Below are 18,219 nucleotides of genomic sequence, written 5' to 3'. Positions count from 1 at the left end.
CGTGCGTCCCGGTTCCCTGCACAGGTATGTCCCAGCCAGAAAACGTGATGACGAGATCGCACAACATCTTATAACCGATGTGAACTACTCCCTGATATTTCCGACATAATAACACGGGAACCCTTTGATTGTCAAAGGATTCCCGACTAGTATTTGGTAAAGAATTTATAAACTTTTAATTCAGCGCATCATATCCGCTCTCCTTTGTACGGATCTTAGTTGCAGTACGGATCTCGTAGCTGAATATCTTGCCGTCTCCAACCTCGCCTGTATATGCCGCCTTCTGGATAGCCTCGATGGTCTTCTTCTCCCATTCCTCAGATGACACAACTATCTCAAACTTGATCTTCGGCTGCATCACCACATCTACCTCCGTACCACGGACAAGCTTCTTATATCCTCTCTGTGCTCCGCATCCCATAACCTGAGACACTGTAATTCCATTTACATCTATAGCGTTCAGTGCTTCCTTGACGTCCTCAAAGACCTCCTCGCGCACGATAGCCTCAACCTTTATCATCATAATGATATTCTCCTTTCACTTTGCCAAATTTCCAGAATATGCAGGCAATTGCATCCTCCTACGAATCAAGTCCATTGAATGTTGGATATGCACTCTCACCGTGCTCTGAGATATCCAGACCTACCTTCTCTTCTCTGTCTGTTACACGGAGTGGTGTGAAGAGTCTCACGATCCCAAGACAGATAAGTGTTCCGACTATGGCTACCGCGATCGTTACAACGATACCTAAAAGCTGCACCAGGAACAGATGTACATCGCCAAATACCAGACCATCCCAACGGGCTACACTGTTGATCGAGCTCTTTGCAAATAAACCTGTTGCGATACCTCCCCAGATACCTCCGATACCATGACATCCAAATGCATCAAGTGCATCGTCTATCTTCAGCTTACCCTTCAGGAATGAGATTGTAAAGCAGCAGATCGGGCTGACAAGTGCACCGATGATGAATGATGACCAGATCGGTACGAATCCTGCACCAGGTGTTATAGCCACAAGACCAACTACAAGACCTGTTGATGCACCGACCAGAGTAGGCTTTCCGTCCTTTATAACATCTATTATCATCCATGAGAGCATTGCGCTGGCACTGGCAATCGCTGTTGTCATAAATGCATGTGCTGCAAGACCATTTGCGCCGAGGGCACTTCCGGCATTGAAACCGAACCATCCAAACCAAAGAATGAATGCACCGAGTGCGACAAATGGAATGTTGTGAACTCTGTATGCTGTGTTCTCGTATCCCTTTCTTCTTCCAAGGATGATAGAGAATACAAGGGCGCTCACACCTGAGCTTATATGCACTACATTTCCTCCCGCGAAATCAACTGATCCGATCTCTCCGAGGAAACCACCCTGGCCCCATACCATGTGAGCCATTGGGTAATAAACGATGATCGACCAGAGCATGATGAAGAAGAACAACGCCTTGAACTTCACACGTCCGACCAGTGAGCCGGTGATAAGCGCCGGTGTGATCATGGCGAACATCATCTGAAATGCAACGTATACAAGGTGAGGTATATTGTCCGCATAAGGACCAGCCTCATCCATCTTTATCCCGTTAAGTGCAAACCACTTGAGATCTCCTATAACACCTCCGTGGTTCGTGCCAAATGAGAGCGAGTAACCGAACAGCACCCACATGACAACTGAAAGTCCCATGATGGCTGTACATGCCATGATGGTATTTACAACATTTTTCCTCCTGACGAGGCCTCCGTAGAAGAATGCAAGTCCGGGTGTCATGAAGAACACCAGAGCCGCACAGATCATAATAAAACCAGTATCTCCCGTATTCATAGTTTCTTCCTCCTTAACCTTTATTCACCCGAAGGATGCGATATCTCATTCTCCCGGTACTACATACGCGAAAAGGCGCCAAACGAATCTTTTCGATTCATTTGACGCCTTTGTCGTGATTTATAATAGCAGACTTCAGAAAATAATGCAAGAGGTAATTTTAAATTGTTTTTCTCAAGCTGTTTTGTTGTTTTTATGAAGTTTCTTAACCAAGTCTTTGTTGTCGGCTCAATTTCGATATGCTGGACTTTTTTACGGCGTGCTATCCTACGCCACCCCTGTAGACTCCATTCCAATCCTGCCAGCTGCTGCCATACTTGCATTTGCCGTAACCGGCATCCATATTAATATCCGGCTCTATGCTGCCAAATATGAACGCCGCCTTCTGCAGCTTAGATGCGCCGGCATCCATGTGATCCATAATATATCTGCTCAGATTCATGTGGTCTGCTGTTCTCATATTTAACGCCTCCTGCCTGTTCTGCCATCAAGCACAGCTTGATAAGCTTCTCATGTACAAATGTATCCTCTATATCTTTTTCGTTGTATATAGTGTAAACGATAGATATAAAATCCACAGGAAGAAACTATAAATACTTTCTAAATAGACCGTAAAATATTCAGAAATTCATGGCAATTAAGAGAGTTCCAGCAGTGATGCATACCACGCCAACAGCCGCTTTCTTGGTCAGCTTTTCGTGGAACACGATTCCTGAAAATGCAATGGTGATGAGCATGCTCAGCTTGTCTATCGGTACTACCACGCTTGCCGGTCCGTCCTGAAGTGCCCTGTAATAACACAGCCAGGATGCTCCCGTGGCTATTCCGGAGAGCGCAATAAACAGCAGCTCCTTCTTCTCTATGCCCTTTATCTCATGCTGTTTTCCTGACACAAACACCATAAGCCAAGCCATGACAAGAACCACCGTTGTCCTGATCGCCGTGCCCAGATTTGAGTTGATATCCGATATCCCTACCTTGCCGAGTATCGCTGTCAAACTGGCAAAGACAGCTGAGAGCACCGCGTACAGCAGCCAGCTGCCATGCAAAAGTCCCATTCCCCGCTGTTTCTGTGCCACACTGCCACTGTCTGTTGACATATATTCGACATCTTTCCCTGACATCTCCTGATCATCTGCAGTTTTCTTTTTGGTGATCATAAGCATGGTGCCCACACCTATCATAACTATTGAGATACCCTTAACCCAGGTGATCCCCTCATGTAGGAATATGAGGGCAAGCAGAATCGTGAGCACGGTGCTTGATTTGTCTATGGGAACGACCTTGTTGATATCCCCTTTCTGCAGCGCCCTGAAATAACACAGCCAGGATGCTCCAGTTGCAAGGCCGGAGAGGATCAGAAAGAGAAGTGTCTTACCGCTGATATGTGTGTCTGCAGTCCAGGCTCCTGTGACAAGAACCATCAGCCAAGCAAACAGCAGAACCACAACTGTCCTTATAGCCGTCGCCACATCAGAATCCGTCTTTCTTATACCGCATTTTGCAAGTATCGCCGTGATCCCCGCAAATGACGAAGAACTCACTGCAAATAATATCCACATTTTACGCGCCTCCCATTTATATGTGACCGTAAGCCATACTTACATTTATCATTTTGTATCATCTTTACTATAGGGTAACACTATTTTGGCTCCAAATCCATCCTTGCGGCAACCCCGCTCAAAGCCGCATAAAAGGCAGGCTCACATAAGGACACTTTCAAAAAGTGACCGATTGAGAGCAGCACAACGCCACAGAGATTTAAAACTCTGTGGCGTTGTGCTTTTTTATAGCTAACAGGAAAATGATTAGAAAAAATTTTGATCTTTGATTAAGGTTTCGGACGGCAAATTGGCACAGGCTGTGTTTTATACTCCCCAAAGCAAAGCCAAGCACCATACCGCAGGCGATAATGAGTCCGTACCAAGCGATATTCAGCCCTTCAATTCCGAAAAGATTTTCTATTGCATATCGGTTCAAATCCTTGTTTTCTCGCTTTTCTCAGTCTACCCGCAGCATACGGTAACCGACGCCGATATGCGTCTGAATGTATTGCGGACTGTCCTTTTGCGACTCCAGCTTTTTGCGCAGGGTCGCCATAAACACCCGCAGAGAAGCAATATCTTTTTCCCAGCTGCTGCCCCAAATCTGCTGCGTGATATAGGTGTGCGTCAGCACCTTTCCGACATTATGAGAGAGCAGACACAAAAGCTTGTATTCAATCGGGGTCAGGTGCAATTCCTCCCCATTTAGATAAGCGCAGCCGGCAGCATAATCAATCTTAAGCTTGCCGTTTTGGAAAACGGGTGAGTCGGCGTCGCCGCTTGCCTGAAGCAGCAGCAGCCGTCTTTGCGTGACCCGAAGGCGTGCCAAAAGCTCCTCTATGGAAAAGGGCTTTGTCAGATAGTCGTCCGCCCCGGCATCCAGCGCCGTGATTTTGTCTTTATCCTCGCTGCGCGCACTGATCACAATAATGGGCATATTTGACCATGAGCGGATGCTTTCGATCACCTGTGTGCCGTCGATATCCGGCAGCCCCAGATCCAGCAGAACGATATCCGGGTTATGGGAGGTCGCTTCTATAATAGCGCTGTGTCCGTTCTCCGCGGTCAGGTAGCGGTAATCGTGCGCCTTTAATGTTGTTACGATCAGATTGCGGACGGGACGGTCGTCCTCCACAACGAGAACAATGGGTTTATTCATTCAGAGTCACCTCGCTGAGCGGTAAAGTAAAGGTAAATATGCAGCCGTGCGGTACGTTATCCGTAAGCGTCAGCGTTCCGCCGTGCAGCTCTATGATAGATTTACACAGGGTAAGCCCGATCCCGAAGCTTCTGCGGCTGTCTGCGACGGTATTTTTTCCGGTGTAAAACATCTCAAAAATATGCGGTTTCATATCGTCTGCAATTCCGTTTCCGTTATCGGCGACTCGGATCACGGCATCCCCGCCCTGTTTTTCGGCACTTACGCAGATCTCGGAGCCTTGTTCGGTATATTTCAAAGCATTATCAATAAGGTTGACAATGACCTGCACGATAAGATGTGCGTCCATACGGGCAAGGATCAAATCGTCGCACCTTACCGTCACCTTGTGTCCGACGGATTTTTTCTTCAAGTGCGAAACGGCTTCGTTGACCACTTCGTCTACAAGCTGGTCGGTAAGCTCCAGCTTCAGGCGTCCGTCATTCAGCCGTGTAACATACAGCAGATTTTCCACCACGCCGATCAGCCATTCGGAATCGTCATAAATATCTTTATAGATCTGCTGCTTGGTTGCTTCGTCCAGGCAGTTTCCGTTATGCAAAAGCGTGTCCGCATTACCCGAAACGGAGCAAAGCGGCGTGCGCAGATCGTGTGAGATCGACCGCAAAAGGTCGGCGCGCAGCTGCTCGCTTTTTGCAAGATCTGCCGCCCGTTCCTTTTCGGCGGCGTTGTGAGCATTATCCATTGCCAGCGCACATTCGTTCACAACCGAAAGTACGATGCTGCTCTCAAATGAATCGGGCTTTTCGGGTTTCATCGGTATCCCGATTACACCGTATACTCTGCCGCCTGCACGGATCGCAAGATAAAGACATTCGGATTTTCCAAACTGTGCTGTCGCTGCTCCTGCACGGCAACCGTTTTGAAGCACCCATTCTGCGGTCTGCCGCTCTGCATCGCTTAGCAGCTTTTCAGCGTGTGTATCCTTTTTTTCGGCATACAGCCGCCCGGACAACATTCCGTTTTCGCCTTTCGTATAGGCAACAATGCTTCGGTCAAGCAGCCGCGAGAGCTGCATACAGGTCACGCTTAAAACATCATCGTTGCTTTTTGCTTTTTGCAGCAGACGATCAGTGTCGAACAGCACCTGCACACGGAACGCGGAGCGAGCCGAGAGCCTTGCATGATCTTTCAGCTTCGAGGCAAGCGTGCCGGTGAGAACGGAAGACGCCAGCATGACTGCAAAGGTAACGGGATAGCCTACGGCATATGTCTGAAAGGACAACCTGGGTTCGGTAAGGAAAAATCCGAACAATACAACACTTAGAAGTGAGCCTGCCATACTGCAAAGGTATCCTTTGGTCAAAACGGAGATCATCAGCACACCTAGGATGTATACCGTAACGATATTGGTATCGGGAAAGTCGAGATGGTCGAACAGAAACCCGATCGCCGTACATACGGCAAGCGCCAGGACGGTCACGGCAATATCCCGCAGCGACGGTATCTCTGCACCTAAGAACAGACGGCGTCTGTGCGGCTTTGTGTAGTTCAGTGCATCGGGAATAATATGAATGTCAACATCGGGGGCGGAGGAGATCAGCTTTTCAGTGAGAGTCGGTCTTCCGAACAGCCATCTGCGTCTGGCACTGCTTTGCCCGATCACAATTTTTGTGACATCGGAAAGCCTGACATATTCCGAGATCTGCAGCGGTACATCCTCGCCGTGCGTCATAACGATCTCGGCGCCGAGCCTTTGCGCGAGCTGTATGTTCTGCGAAAGTCGGGACTGATCCTCATCATTTATGACCGTATCCGTCTGCACATAGATGGCGGTAAATCTTGCATGAAGGGTCTTAGCCATCTTTGCGGCGGTGTGTATGATCCTTGCATTGGATGGCGAAGAGGATAGGCAGACAAGAATATGCTCGTCTGTATCGAATTTTGACTGTTCGTTTTGTACTTTCATCGGTTTCACCGCCATTTTTATTTTATTATTATACAGTAAAACTGTAAAAAAATCTACCGCAGTCTAAAAATCATTCTTCTGCCCATCGGAAAGAATAATATCGACATTTCCGTGCGTTTCACGAAAACGGCGGATCTCACATAATATTTCACTTTCGGACAGCCCCTGCGGCAGCAGAATTTCGGAAGGCTCACGGGATTCGTTTTCCTTTAACAATGCTTTTCTGTTTTCTTCAAGAAATCGATCCAGCCTGCTCATAAGATAAAATCCGAAAGCAAATATGCCAAGCAGGCTGACGATCAGCAATAGTTCAGCCATCCTCACTCACCTCTGTTAAATGCGAAAACACTTTTGCAGTTCTTTGTAAGCACCGAGAACCAAAAGAGTGGTCTTGTTCGTAAGAACGGTTTCCGGTGAAACTGCCATATTGATTTTTCCGTTCTCCTTGGTCGCCATGATATTGATGCTGTATTTTCTGCGGATATCCAGCTCTCCGACGGTTTTTCCGATCCACCCCTCCGGAACCTCTACCTCAAAAATGGCATGAGCCTCATCGACCTCGATGTAATCCCGTATGTGATCGGCGGTGTACCGAATAGCAGCCCAATTTGCTACCTGTTTTTCTGGGTAAACGACCTCGTCCGCTCCGTTACGCAGAAGAAATTTCTCCTGCACATCACGCTCGGCACGGGATACAACTAATTTTGCGCCGAGTTCTTTCAGCAAAGAAGTGGTTTCCAGCGAATTTTGAAAATTTCCTCCTATGGTGACTATGCACACATCAAAGTTTCCGATTCCGAGCGACTTTAAAAATTCCGTGTTTGTGCTGTCACCTATCTGTGCGTTAGTAACGATCGGCAGAATTTTATTGACCCTTTCTTCGTTGCTGTCTACCGCCATCACCTCATGCCCGAGCTTATTCAGCTGCAAAGCGATATGCCTACCGAATCTGCCGAGACCTATCAACAATATGTTTTTCATAATATAGTAACTCCTTTATCCGACTGTGATATTTTCGAGCGGCAGCTTTGCACCGCTCTGATTTTTATTGGAGATCGCCGCGTAAATCAGGGTAAGTCCGCCGACTCTGCCGAGATACATCAAGACGATCAAAATAAGCTGAGAAAGAACACCGAGCTGCGGTGTGATCCCAAGGGTAAGCCCGACCGTTCCGACAGCGGACGCCGTTTCGTAAAGGCAGGTGCTAAGCGGCAGACCTTCTGCCGCGCTGATAACAATGCCGCCGACAAAAAACAGCAGGAAATACATTACGGCAACGGCTGCGGCGTTTTTCACTGCCGAACCGTCAATGCGCCTGCCGCAGACTTCGACATCGTCCTTTTTGCAACAGACGGAGAATGCACTCAGAATCAGAACGGCAAGCGTGGTCGTTTTCATACCGCCTGCCGTGGAGCCGGGCGATCCGCCGACGAGCATCAGCAGAATCATAATTGCCTTGGAGGAACCGGTCATAGCGGGAAGATCGGCGGTATTGAAACCGGCGGTTCTCGGTGTGACAGACTGAAAAAGCGACGCAAGAATCCTTTCGGCGAGCGGCAGCCCCGTAAAATCACAGAAGAAAAAGAATACTGCGGGAGCGATAATGAGGATTGCCGTTGTTACCAATATGACCTTACTTTGCATACGGTATTTTTTGAAATGCCACTTGTTTGTGCAAATATCGTCCCAGGTCAAAAATCCAATACCGCCCACAATAATTAAAAGCATAATTGCAATGTTTATTGTAGGCTCTCCGATGTATCCCGTAAGAGACGGGTATTTGTTTTCTGCGGTGCCGAGTATGTCAAAGCCGGCGTTGCAAAAGGCGGAAATCGAATGAAATGCCGCCATCCAAATTCCCTTGATACCGAAGTTTCCGCAAAATGTCGGCAGCATGACGATCATTCCGATAAGCTCGATCAAAAAAGTTCCCCGTACAATAAAGCGGGTCAGGCGGACGATCCCGCCGACCTTCGGGGCAGAGATGGCGTCCTGCATGGTACTGCGCTGCATCAGCGATATTTTTCTGCCAGACAGCATGGCGAAAAATGCCGCAACTGTCACAACACCGAGCCCGCCTATCTGGATCATCAGCAGTATTACCGTCTGCCCGAAAGCGGACCAATAACTGCCCGTATCCTGCACGACCAGCCCCGTAACGCAAACGGCCGAGGTCGATGTGAACAGCGCCTCGTGAAACGGCGTAACAACTCCGGCAGTCGATGAAAACGGCAGCATCAATATCAGTGCTCCGATCAGAATAACCCCGGCAAAGCCCAAAACGATCAGCTTAAAGGATGACAGTCGCTTTTTTCTATGTGTAATTTCAGACATATATACTTCTCCTGTTTTTGTTTGTTTATAAAGAGTATATTATGAAATATAAAAAAACGGTGTAATGATCCGGTGTGCTGTATTAAGATTGCATTAAGATGCTCATTCTTTGAAAAAACAGTGCAGAGTATAGCAAACGCCGAAGGAGCCATATCAATTCTGACAGAACTCGGCATCATATCATGATCAGACATTCGAATAAAATATCCCCATATAATTTCTGGGAATAAATAATTTCAGAATTATATGGGGCATTTTATGTCTGTTCTATATTTCTACTAATAAATTATTCACACAAACATATATATCATAGATAATCATACACTTTACAAAAGTCCCTTAACGTCCTCCGCGATCATCTCTGCATCAAGACGATTATCCTTAAGAACCTCTTCGACATCGTACCTGTCAAGGAATTCCTTCTTAAGACCATAATTCAGCACCTTCATATCTGAATCGCCATAGAATCTTGCAATCTTCTCACCGAATCCGCCGTCCAGTATACCATCCTCGATGGTGATGACAACTGAGTGGTCTGCCTTGAGGCTTTCAAGAAGTTCCTCATCGAGACCTGTGATATAGTAAGGATTGATGACAGTGGCATCTATACCAAGCTCACTCTTCATCTCGTCTGCTGCAGCATTTGCCATACTGTAGAAGGTTCCAAGGCCGAGTATGGCAACCTTGCTTCCCTTCTGTGTCACCTCATATTTATTCAGATCTCCAAAGTTCTTCGTCACAGGGCTTCCACTTACCATTGCACCGCCTGGGAGCTTGATGGCCACAGGATGCTCATTCTGCTCTATGCTCCAGTCAAGCATAGCAATATACTCTTCCTTTGTTGTCGGAGCAAGATATACAAGATTCGGGATATTTGAAAGCATAGGGATATCCTGAAATCCCAGATGTGTCACATCATTCATTCCATATACAGATCCTGCAAATGTCACTATAGTGGCTGCATTGTTGTTGATACAGAGATCCTGGGATATCTGGTCAAATGTTCTCTGCACAAATGAGCTGTACACACCGAACACTGGTTTTCCGCCGCCTGCTGCAATTCCCGACGCAAGTGCCACCGCTGTCTCCTCTGCGATTCCCACGTCGACAAACTGCTTTCCGGCCTCACGTCTCTTATCCTCTGTAAATCCTATAACCGTCGGTGTTCCCGCTGTGATGGCAACGACCTTTGGATCCTTCTTCATCTTGTCAAGCAGGTAATCACAGGACACGCTTGAGTAGTCCTCCTCGTCACCTTCAAATAATGATCTTCCTGTCTCTATGTCAAATGGTCCGCTGTAGTGCCACTGCTCCTTGTGCTCCTCAGCTGGGGCATAACCCTTTCCCTTGAGGGTTCTGATGTGGACCACAACAGGCTTCTTTGAATCTTTTACCTTCTGGAATGTGTCTATGAGGGCTGCCACATCATTGCCTTCATGCACGTAATAATAATCAAGTCCCATGGCGCGGAACAGATTGCACTCTGCTGTTCCATTAGTGTCTCTGAGTAATTTGAGATTTGTATAGAGTCCTCCGTGGTTCTCGGCTATGGACATATCGTTGTCATTTACAACTATGATAAGGTTGCCATCCAGTTCTTTAGCGTAGTCCAAGCCTTCAAGGGCCTCTCCTCCTGACAGGGAGCCATCGCCTATCACCGCTATCACATTGCCCTCTGCCCCCTGGAGATCCCTTGCCTTTGCAAGGCCTGCAGCCAGACTGATGGATGTTGAAGTATGTCCAACCGTGAAGAAGTCGTGCTCGCTCTCATGCGGGTTGCTGTAACCAGTCACATCATCATAGTTCTCCTCATAGAGGTATGCATCCTTTCTTCCAGTAAGCATCTTGTGCGGATAGCTCTGGTGTGACACGTCATACACAATCTTATCCTTTGGTGATTCAAATACATAGTGAAGTGCTATGGCTGCCTCAACCATACCAAAGTTTGGTCCAAAATGTCCGCCGTGTTTGCTAGCTCTGATGAGAAGTGCATGTCTCATCTCGTCTGCAAGTGTTCCCATCTCGTCTACTGTCAGTTTCTTTACATCCTGTGGTCCGTTGATATTTTCAATATACATTTTTTCTTTATCCTCCTGTTTTTACATAGTGCATTCGCCATCGGTAATTTTCCTGTCCCATACAAGCTTGCCGGTCTTCACGGCCTCCTCATATTTGGATATCTTGTAATGTAATCTATCCATGGTGGCTTCGATCTGTTTTCTCTGCTCCTCAAGCTTCTCATACTGCTCCTTAAGGAGATCCAGCCTCGCGCCAAATGTAGCATCTCCCATCTGGAAGAGTTTTACATATTCAATAAGCGCCTCTATCGGAACACCAGCATTTCTCATGCATACAGTGTGTTCAACCCAATCGACATCTTTTTCCTGATAATCCCTGTTGCCACTAGCATTTCTAGCGACAGGAGGGATAAGTCCCACCCTCTCGTAATACCTGAGCGTATCAGCGGTGATATCAAACTTTTCACTTACTTCTTTGATAGTCATATTGCCACCTCTTTCCTAATTTCAAGAAAACCTTTCTATTTATAGCTATATGCACTCACACAATACCTATATGTTACATTGAATATATCACTTGGAGCTCACTCCAAGTCAACCCCCAATTTTCTCCCCCCTGGGGACGGAGGTACCTGCCCCATACAGTGTCCCCCTGGGGACGGAGGTGCCTAACCCCATACAGGATATAAAAGAGGCGGGCAACGTAGTTACCGCTGTCCGCCTTTATATACATGAATATGTAAATTTTTATGCTACGCACTGATTCCAACTGTCGAGCAGATGTTTACTGCAATGATATCATCCACTGTTACACCAAAGATGGCGGCCAGAATGATCAGGTTGTCTACGGTTGGCATAGCCATACCCTTCTGCCACTTGTATATCGCATTTGGAGTGGCAAATCCAAATATATCCTGCAGATCCTTTACAGAAAAACCTGCATTCTGTCTAAGCTTCACAATATTTCTGCCTGTTCCTGTCATGTCAATTGTTGGTACATTACACATAATACTTCCCTCCTAAAATTCTCATCTCATCTGCATTGCTACAATTGTGGCAGATTTCTTCTTCACAAAGACGAGTTCAAAAACACGCAAAAAACGCCCATCCACATGAATACTTCTATAATACTCACATGGATGGACGCTTTTTCGCACATCATGATTTCAATCTATAAATGCTGATAGATCTGGTTGATCTCAGTCTATCGAAACCTATCTGATCTGTTATGTATTTGCTCAGGTCATTCAGGTCAGCATATTTGTATGATCATGTTCCGTACGCTCTCGCCCTGTACCATATGAGTACATATGTTCACGCAGCTTATCATCTGTATGTAAAGTATTCCCTGCCACATCACTATTAAACTCTCGGGTTATGTATTTAGCGAAAACTATACTTAACATGATTCTTTCCTTTCCTGACTACCCTTCCGGGTTCCTTTTCCTAAGTCATTTTTTATTGGTGTGTCCTGATTTTCTTCTTTTATTTGACCACCTAAACTGTACTCTACCACAGATATAATTATTTGTCATTACACTACTGGTAGAAAACATACATTTTTATGGCCTTTTTATATCATTTGACATCTCTTTTCTGGCCTGCAACGTCACCGCCTCATCTGCCATCACTTTTCCAGTCTGCGATGTCACTGCATCTTCAGTCGCTGTTTCTTCTGCCACTTTCTCTTCCGCAGCTGCCAGCTCCCTCACTATCCAGGTCATGATAACATCCACCAGATACTCCTGCTGTCTTGGACCAAGCTCCACTCCCGGGGCAAATGTATGCCACTTACGTATGCATTCCCGGCAGCATGTAGCCGTGGCATGCTGTGCCACAAACACCGGATGTCCCCGCATGGGAGTCTGCTTTCCGTCATTTGGTATGAATGCCGGAGCTTCCCTCTGCGCTATGAAATCCCGTGCATGCTGTCTTATGGTATCCAGCCCCTTTTCATGTATATAGTCGATATCTTTCTGTGTCAAATGAAATCCACTGCGAAATTTCGACCTTCCCAGGCGCTCAAAAAGCCGGGCGTACCATTCTTCCTTTGTCAACCCTATCATCTCCATTTATAAGTGCCATCGTATTTCCTCCGTATGAAAACTGATTATAGAAGCTGATTAAGCCTCTGTGTCTAATATATATCTAATCCGTACATTTTCCAAGTTCATTGTTCACTGCCTCACGAATCTTATAAAAAAAATTTTTTAAAGACCATAAAAAAACTCTTGATACTCGTATATATATTGAGAGTTAATGATATACCAGTTACAATAAATCATCGGGACGATACGATGGGCTTTACAATAAGGAGGTTTCAACTATGAAAAAACGAATGACAGCTTTACTACTCAGCGCCTGTATGTGTGCAGGTCTTGCCGGCTGCGGCACAAATACACCGGGGAATAATCCCGGTCACACCAAAACTGATTCGTCGGTCACTTCCCTCACTGACAACATCACTGTGACTTCGGTCAAAACGGATATAACATCATTTGACCAGCTAAAGAACGGAATCAATGAATTCTCTATGAATATGTATTCTGCACTTCCAGCTGACAAGAACATATTTTACTCACCTTACAGCATTGCAAGTGCACTGTCCATGCTGGATGTAGGTGCCGGCGGTACAACAAAAAATGAGCTAGAAAACGCTCTCGGCATAACAGACCTTGATGAGTGGAACGATGAGATGAAGGCATATCTGTCAAAAGACTGGTCTCAGAATACATTTGTCAACACAGCAAATTCAGTATGGATGAACAAGGGAACGACTTGGGCGGCCAATATAAATTCCGACTTTCTTACACCTGCCAAGGATTATTACTCCGGTGAAATCTACGAGGCCGACTTCGATGGTCAGGCAGACAAGGTTGTTCAAAATGTCAACAACTGGGTGAGTGACAACACCAACAAGATGATCCCTGAAATCTTAAAGGAGATTCCTGGTGGAACCGTGATGATGCTCATAAACGCAGTTTATTTCGAAGGAAAATGGGATACTCCTTTTACCGAGGATAAAACTTTTCAGAGCAGTTTCTACGGAACCGATAAGGAAAGCGTTGTTGATATGATGCATCTCTACGGTGAGCACTTCGCATACATGGACAACGGCGAGATCAAGGGAATCACACTTCCATACGACGGCGACAATGTTGTCATGAAGGTGTTCATGCCAACCGCCGATGACGGAGACATAAATAAACTCTTTGACAAACTAAGCAACGAAGAAAAACAGAAACTCATCGACTCTCTGGATGATGCCAGCAACGTAGAGATCGATACCCTCCAGCTCCCAAAATTCACAGATGAGCAGAGTATCGACGGTCTTGACGACATTCTGAAAAACATGGGAATCCAGTCGGCATATTCGGAGAGTGCTGACTTCTCCAAGATCGCCGATGGCATAGCCGTTTCATCAGTCAACCACAAAGCAAAGGTGATCGTGGACGAGAACGGAACCAAGGCCGCAGCAGAGACAGACATCATGATCAAGGAAACAGCAATGATGCCAAGTGAGGAAACATATAACTTTATTGTGGACAAGCCATTTGTGTATGTGATTGAAGATCAGAGCACTGGCATGATCCTGTTCATGGGCAGGGTGAATTCGCTGTAATTTTTGATTATCGACACATACTAGGACTTGCTTCAGCAGCTTTTACTCGCAAAGGAATGGAACATTTTCACTTTTCTTTGCGAATATCAAAAAAGCACACAAGATCTCAAAATCTTGTGTGCTTTTTTCTATAGACCCACTATTCCGACTTTCTCTCTGAATTCTCATTGGATTCTGTCGTGTCACCTGTTTCTCTGAGATTCTTCTCCCGTATATACTGGATCGCCTCTTTTATAGCTGCTTCCTCCTCATCCTTTGCTATCTTTCTTGCATAGGATACAGTCTTTACTAGGTTGGCTATGAGTATAATGGCAAGCGGAACAAGAATTATGGGTACAAATATAAGAGGGTTGGACACAAGTCTCACTATCTTGCCAAGTATGAGTGATGACCACACCACCTTGCCAAGCAGATCTCTTGAGTCCACATCATAACGATCCACCACATTATTGGCGTCGCCCTTTGTAATATACCTATAATTATTACCATCCGTCTCTATCGAGACAACTCTATGTGTATTTACCGCACCAGAAAGAGCCGGATCCGATGAATAAAATGATATGACATCATTCTCATGTATGGATGCCGGATCTGTCTGCTTAACAAATGTCTGGTCTCCCCCATTTTTCAAATAATACAATATTGTATATCATAATGACGTATTATTATATGGGAAAATGTCAAGTATTCATGTATTAGTAATCTGTTTTTGTGCATATTGCAAGATTGCATATGTGCACTATGTTCTACATTCTATCGTCTTGTGAAAATATCGGACCTACTGAGCGGTTGTCACACGGCACCAGTCAAGTACAGCCGAGTAAGAAGCCATCACACTCTCATGCATCTTGCAGATCATATCCACATCAAGTTCTTTAACCGCATTCTCCAGCTCCTGCGCCTCATCGCCCAGCTCCATGGCTCCGATCGTTCTGGATGTACTTTTTACCGTATGTATCAATATCCTGTAGCCGTCCCAATCTTTTTCATCAAAAGCCTTCTGTATCTCTGTGCGCTTGTCGTCAGCTGCGTACATTGAAATTATTTCCTTCAAAAAGCTTTCACTGCCCCCGCAGTATGTAAGACCCTTCTCATGGTCAATGTTAACTTCTTTACAGGATGTGTCTGAATCCTGTTTTCCCATAACGTCTAAATCCAACACATCCCTCACCAGCTTCTTTTCCAAAGTCGTCCCCCCATCTGTATTTAACCGATAACTCCGTACAAGGTCTCAAGGAAAACTATTGGAAGAAACGGCTTCGTAATATAATCCTCAACCCCCATCTGTCTCGCTCTCTCTATCAGCTTATAATCCTTATAAGCTGTTACGAATATGACCGGTACGTCTGTGATCTTGCGTATCTCTTCCAGCGTCTGGAATCCATCCATGTCTGGCATCTCGATGTCGAGCAATATCAGGTCTATCTGCTGATTTCCCACTATGTCTATGGCCTGCTTTCCGCTCTCTGCCGCAATAACCTTGTAGAGAGGCTCATTTTTGCAGATATTCTCTATAAGTCTGATATTTATCTTCTCGTCATCTACAACAAGGATATTGCTTACCATCTTCTCGGCTTGTCTCATGTGGTAGTCTTCATCCTCGTCTATCATCCTGAGCATGACTTCTGCAATGTCCGGATCGAACTGACTGCCCTTGCCCTTCTCCATCTCATCGCGCACTATCTTCTGCGGCAGGGCGTATCTGTAACTTCGGTTGGATGTCATGGCATCGTAGCTGTCTGCCACCGCTATGATTCTTGCACACCTTGGTATATTTTCTCCCTTGAGCCCACTTGGATATCCTGTTCCATCGTACCTCTCATGGTGATACTTTGCGCCCACCGCCAGGTCCGGAAATGCATTTATATTCTTGAGAATATGGTATCCATTTACACAGTGAAGCTTTATCATGGAGAATTCTTCATCCGTAAGTCTTCCCGGCTTGTTGATTATGTTGTCAGGAATACGTATCTTGCCCATATCATGGAGCAGTGCTATCTGATACATCTCGTCCTGCTCCTTGATCGTGCCGCCCATCCGTTTCACCAGCTCACGGCTGTATCTGGCGACTCGCACAGAATGACCTTTTGTGTATTTGTCCTTTGCATCTATCGTCTTGGCAAATGCCTGCATGACCATATTATTCAGGTCTGTGAGTTCGTTATTTGTCTCATCGAGCCGGCTCATGATCGCATCCGTACTATTCTTGGATCTGGTACAGAAGAACACTATAATTATGTATAGAACTATTCCAACGCCTATATCGTGGCCTATCAGTTTTCTTATTCCGTGGTACAGCTTCTCATTCGTGATGACCATGACCACATACCATTCATCTACTATGGAATAGCTGAAAACTGTCACCTTCTTATCATTAGCAACTGTTTGAAACGGTTCGCCGTCATTGTCCGCTATCCCCTTCATGAGTACAGACATTTCTCCCTGAGTGTAGTTCTGGCCTACCTCTTTCTTGTCCGAGTGGGTTATCACCAATCCTGACTTGTCGCAGACGAATGCATATCCCTGACCATTTAATTTGATATTTTCCGTCTCTGACTGTATTGGATCCAGTGTTACATCCAGAGATATTACACTCTCGCCATCGTAGAGTAACTGGCTGACTGACATCAGAATATCTCCTGTCTGCGCATCGATGTACGGCTGGCCCAGGGTTGGCTGGCCGTCTGCCGCCACTGCTGCCTTATACCATGCGCGCTCCTGAGGCACATAATCATCGCCGGGAACCCAGCCTATGCCATCCAGGTATTCGCCGTTTATAACGCCATATACACCTGTGAACGCCGCATCTATATCCTGGAGATAATAATCCGATTCATTCGTGAGAAAGTTCAGTATATCCTGCCCCGACCGGCCTTCTCTCATCATATGCTCCACAGTGATCTTCGTAACTTCCACCGCATCCACGGCTCGGTTCAGGTAGGAATTCACATATTCCTGCTCCTGCTTAACTGTCTCTGCCGCCAAAGACAGGGTATCATTCACCGATTTTCTATAAAATGTCATGATCGTACACAACGACAGTACCACAATCGCCACAAAACTCACTATCAGTGTCAGTATATAGTGCCTCTTGCTTACATTCTTCATACCGAATCCCCCCATTTCACGCACATTATTCCGGTCCCAGATCAGCTAAAGTTTATACTTACATATAGATATAATTGTAACATACTACCAACATTAATCAAATATTTAATGGGGACGGAGGTGCCCGCCACCTCCATCCCCAGAGATAAATGACACCCGTTAGAGCGCGCCCATGGCGCGCAAACAAAAACAACCTCCTGGCGGTTTCCCACCAGAAGGTCGTCAATTCCTACCCCGAATAGGCAGGCCATTGCATACATGTTGTCAAATGTAGGAAGGCATTCGCCCCTCTGCCACTTGTAGATCGATACAGGTTCATTGAACCCGAGAAATGCCTGCAATGCTTTTACGGTGATTCCTTTCTGCTCTCTCACTTCTTTAATCCTCTTGCCTGTTGCGCAAAGGTCGATCATTGGAAAATTGTTCTGTGTCATAAATGATACCTCCCATTGTAAATGCTATAAACTATCTGACTACCAATATCTCCAATAGTCTTATAACTGGGTCAATATCCCGAACACTAATAATAAAATATGTCAGAAGGAATCTACAGATACTATAACACAAATAAACCACAGGTTAAAAGTGATATGTACCCAGAATCCTGGACACATATTTATGAACTAGGCTGAACACATG

The 18,219-nt window shown here is 45.9% G+C and carries 17 protein-coding genes and 1 pseudogene; 1 reads left to right on the top strand and 17 read right to left on the bottom strand.

The genetic code is table 11. The features are described from left to right. Positions 1-175 precede the first annotated feature (175 nt). The 13 genes and pseudogenes from DW025_RS14365 to DW025_RS14300 form a co-directional block, all read right to left on the bottom strand. Positions 176-523 (bottom strand): P-II family nitrogen regulator, encoded by a 348-nt coding sequence (locus DW025_RS14365; protein ID WP_004850656.1) that lies wholly within the window; start codon positions 521-523, stop codon positions 176-178. Positions 524-581: 58 nt separating this feature from the next. After that, a complete protein-coding gene (locus tag DW025_RS14360; protein ID WP_118649385.1) occupies positions 582-1,826 on the bottom strand; it encodes an ammonium transporter in 1,245 nt (414 codons plus the stop codon). Between the two features lie 262 nt (positions 1,827-2,088). After that, a complete protein-coding gene (locus tag DW025_RS15245; RefSeq protein WP_243105000.1) occupies positions 2,089-2,286 on the bottom strand; it encodes a zinc dependent phospholipase C family protein in 198 nt (65 codons plus the stop codon). Positions 2,287-2,446: 160 nt separating this feature from the next. Next, on the bottom strand, positions 2,447-3,388 hold the full coding sequence (locus DW025_RS14350) for an EamA family transporter (protein ID WP_120000452.1): 942 nt from the start codon (positions 3,386-3,388) through the stop codon (positions 2,447-2,449). Between the two features lie 439 nt (positions 3,389-3,827). Continuing rightward, the gene (locus DW025_RS14340; RefSeq protein ID WP_120000450.1) at positions 3,828-4,529 is read right to left on the bottom strand and encodes a response regulator; all 702 of its coding nucleotides are present in this window, start codon (positions 4,527-4,529) and stop codon (positions 3,828-3,830) included. Next, positions 4,522-6,498, bottom strand: a complete 1,977-nt coding sequence (locus DW025_RS14335) for a DUF4118 domain-containing protein (protein WP_120000448.1) — start codon at positions 6,496-6,498, stop codon at positions 4,522-4,524. The genes DW025_RS14340 and DW025_RS14335 overlap by 8 nt, the downstream gene beginning before the upstream one ends. 63 nt (positions 6,499-6,561) lie before the next feature. Next, positions 6,562-6,816, bottom strand: coding sequence for a hypothetical protein (locus DW025_RS14330; protein ID WP_015534219.1), 255 nt, complete (start codon positions 6,814-6,816; stop codon positions 6,562-6,564). A gap of 15 nt (positions 6,817-6,831) precedes the next feature. After that, positions 6,832-7,479 (bottom strand): potassium channel family protein, encoded by a 648-nt coding sequence (locus DW025_RS14325; protein WP_015534220.1) that lies wholly within the window; start codon positions 7,477-7,479, stop codon positions 6,832-6,834. A gap of 15 nt (positions 7,480-7,494) precedes the next feature. After that, entirely contained in the window at positions 7,495-8,832 is a 1,338-nt protein-coding gene (locus DW025_RS14320; RefSeq protein WP_118649389.1) for a TrkH family potassium uptake protein, read from the bottom strand. 326 nt (positions 8,833-9,158) lie between these two features. Next, positions 9,159-10,910 (bottom strand): 1-deoxy-D-xylulose-5-phosphate synthase, encoded by a 1,752-nt coding sequence (locus DW025_RS14315; RefSeq protein ID WP_120000446.1) that lies wholly within the window; start codon positions 10,908-10,910, stop codon positions 9,159-9,161. 21 nt (positions 10,911-10,931) lie between these two features. Then, complete coding sequence (locus tag DW025_RS14310) at positions 10,932-11,336, bottom strand: MerR family transcriptional regulator (RefSeq protein WP_117549530.1); 405 nt, start codon at positions 11,334-11,336, stop codon at positions 10,932-10,934. A 266-nt stretch (positions 11,337-11,602) separates the two neighbouring features. Continuing rightward, positions 11,603-11,857 (bottom strand): helix-turn-helix domain-containing protein, encoded by a 255-nt coding sequence (locus tag DW025_RS14305; protein WP_015534224.1) that lies wholly within the window; start codon positions 11,855-11,857, stop codon positions 11,603-11,605. A gap of 672 nt (positions 11,858-12,529) precedes the next feature. Then, positions 12,530-12,907: pseudogene (locus tag DW025_RS14300) on the bottom strand (DUF4186 domain-containing protein); the annotation flags it as partial. Positions 12,908-13,176: 269 nt separating this feature from the next. Here DW025_RS14300 and DW025_RS14295 point away from each other — a divergent pair. Next, complete coding sequence (locus DW025_RS14295) at positions 13,177-14,472, top strand: serpin family protein (RefSeq protein ID WP_118758516.1); 1,296 nt, start codon at positions 13,177-13,179, stop codon at positions 14,470-14,472. 139 nt (positions 14,473-14,611) lie between these two features. On the opposite strand, the gene DW025_RS14290 is transcribed toward DW025_RS14295, so the two are convergent. The 4 genes from DW025_RS14290 to DW025_RS14275 form a co-directional block, all read right to left on the bottom strand. Beyond that, positions 14,612-15,112, bottom strand: a complete 501-nt coding sequence (locus DW025_RS14290; protein WP_165854800.1) for a signal peptidase I — start codon at positions 15,110-15,112, stop codon at positions 14,612-14,614. A gap of 138 nt (positions 15,113-15,250) precedes the next feature. Then, entirely contained in the window at positions 15,251-15,658 is a 408-nt protein-coding gene (locus DW025_RS14285) for an Hpt domain-containing protein (RefSeq protein ID WP_120000442.1), read from the bottom strand. A gap of 20 nt (positions 15,659-15,678) precedes the next feature. Beyond that, positions 15,679-17,580 (bottom strand): HD domain-containing phosphohydrolase, encoded by a 1,902-nt coding sequence (locus DW025_RS14280; protein WP_120000441.1) that lies wholly within the window; start codon positions 17,578-17,580, stop codon positions 15,679-15,681. A gap of 41 nt (positions 17,581-17,621) precedes the next feature. Further along, complete coding sequence (locus tag DW025_RS14275; RefSeq protein WP_243104999.1) at positions 17,622-18,014, bottom strand: helix-turn-helix domain-containing protein; 393 nt, start codon at positions 18,012-18,014, stop codon at positions 17,622-17,624. Positions 18,015-18,219 lie beyond the last annotated feature (205 nt).

This window comes from Coprococcus sp. AF38-1 (assembly GCF_003603945.1).
Lineage (GTDB): Bacteria > Bacillota > Clostridia > Lachnospirales > Lachnospiraceae > Coprococcus > Coprococcus aceti.
The sequence above is the reverse complement of the archived record's forward strand: the minus strand, read 5'-3'. Positions and strand labels throughout refer to the sequence as shown.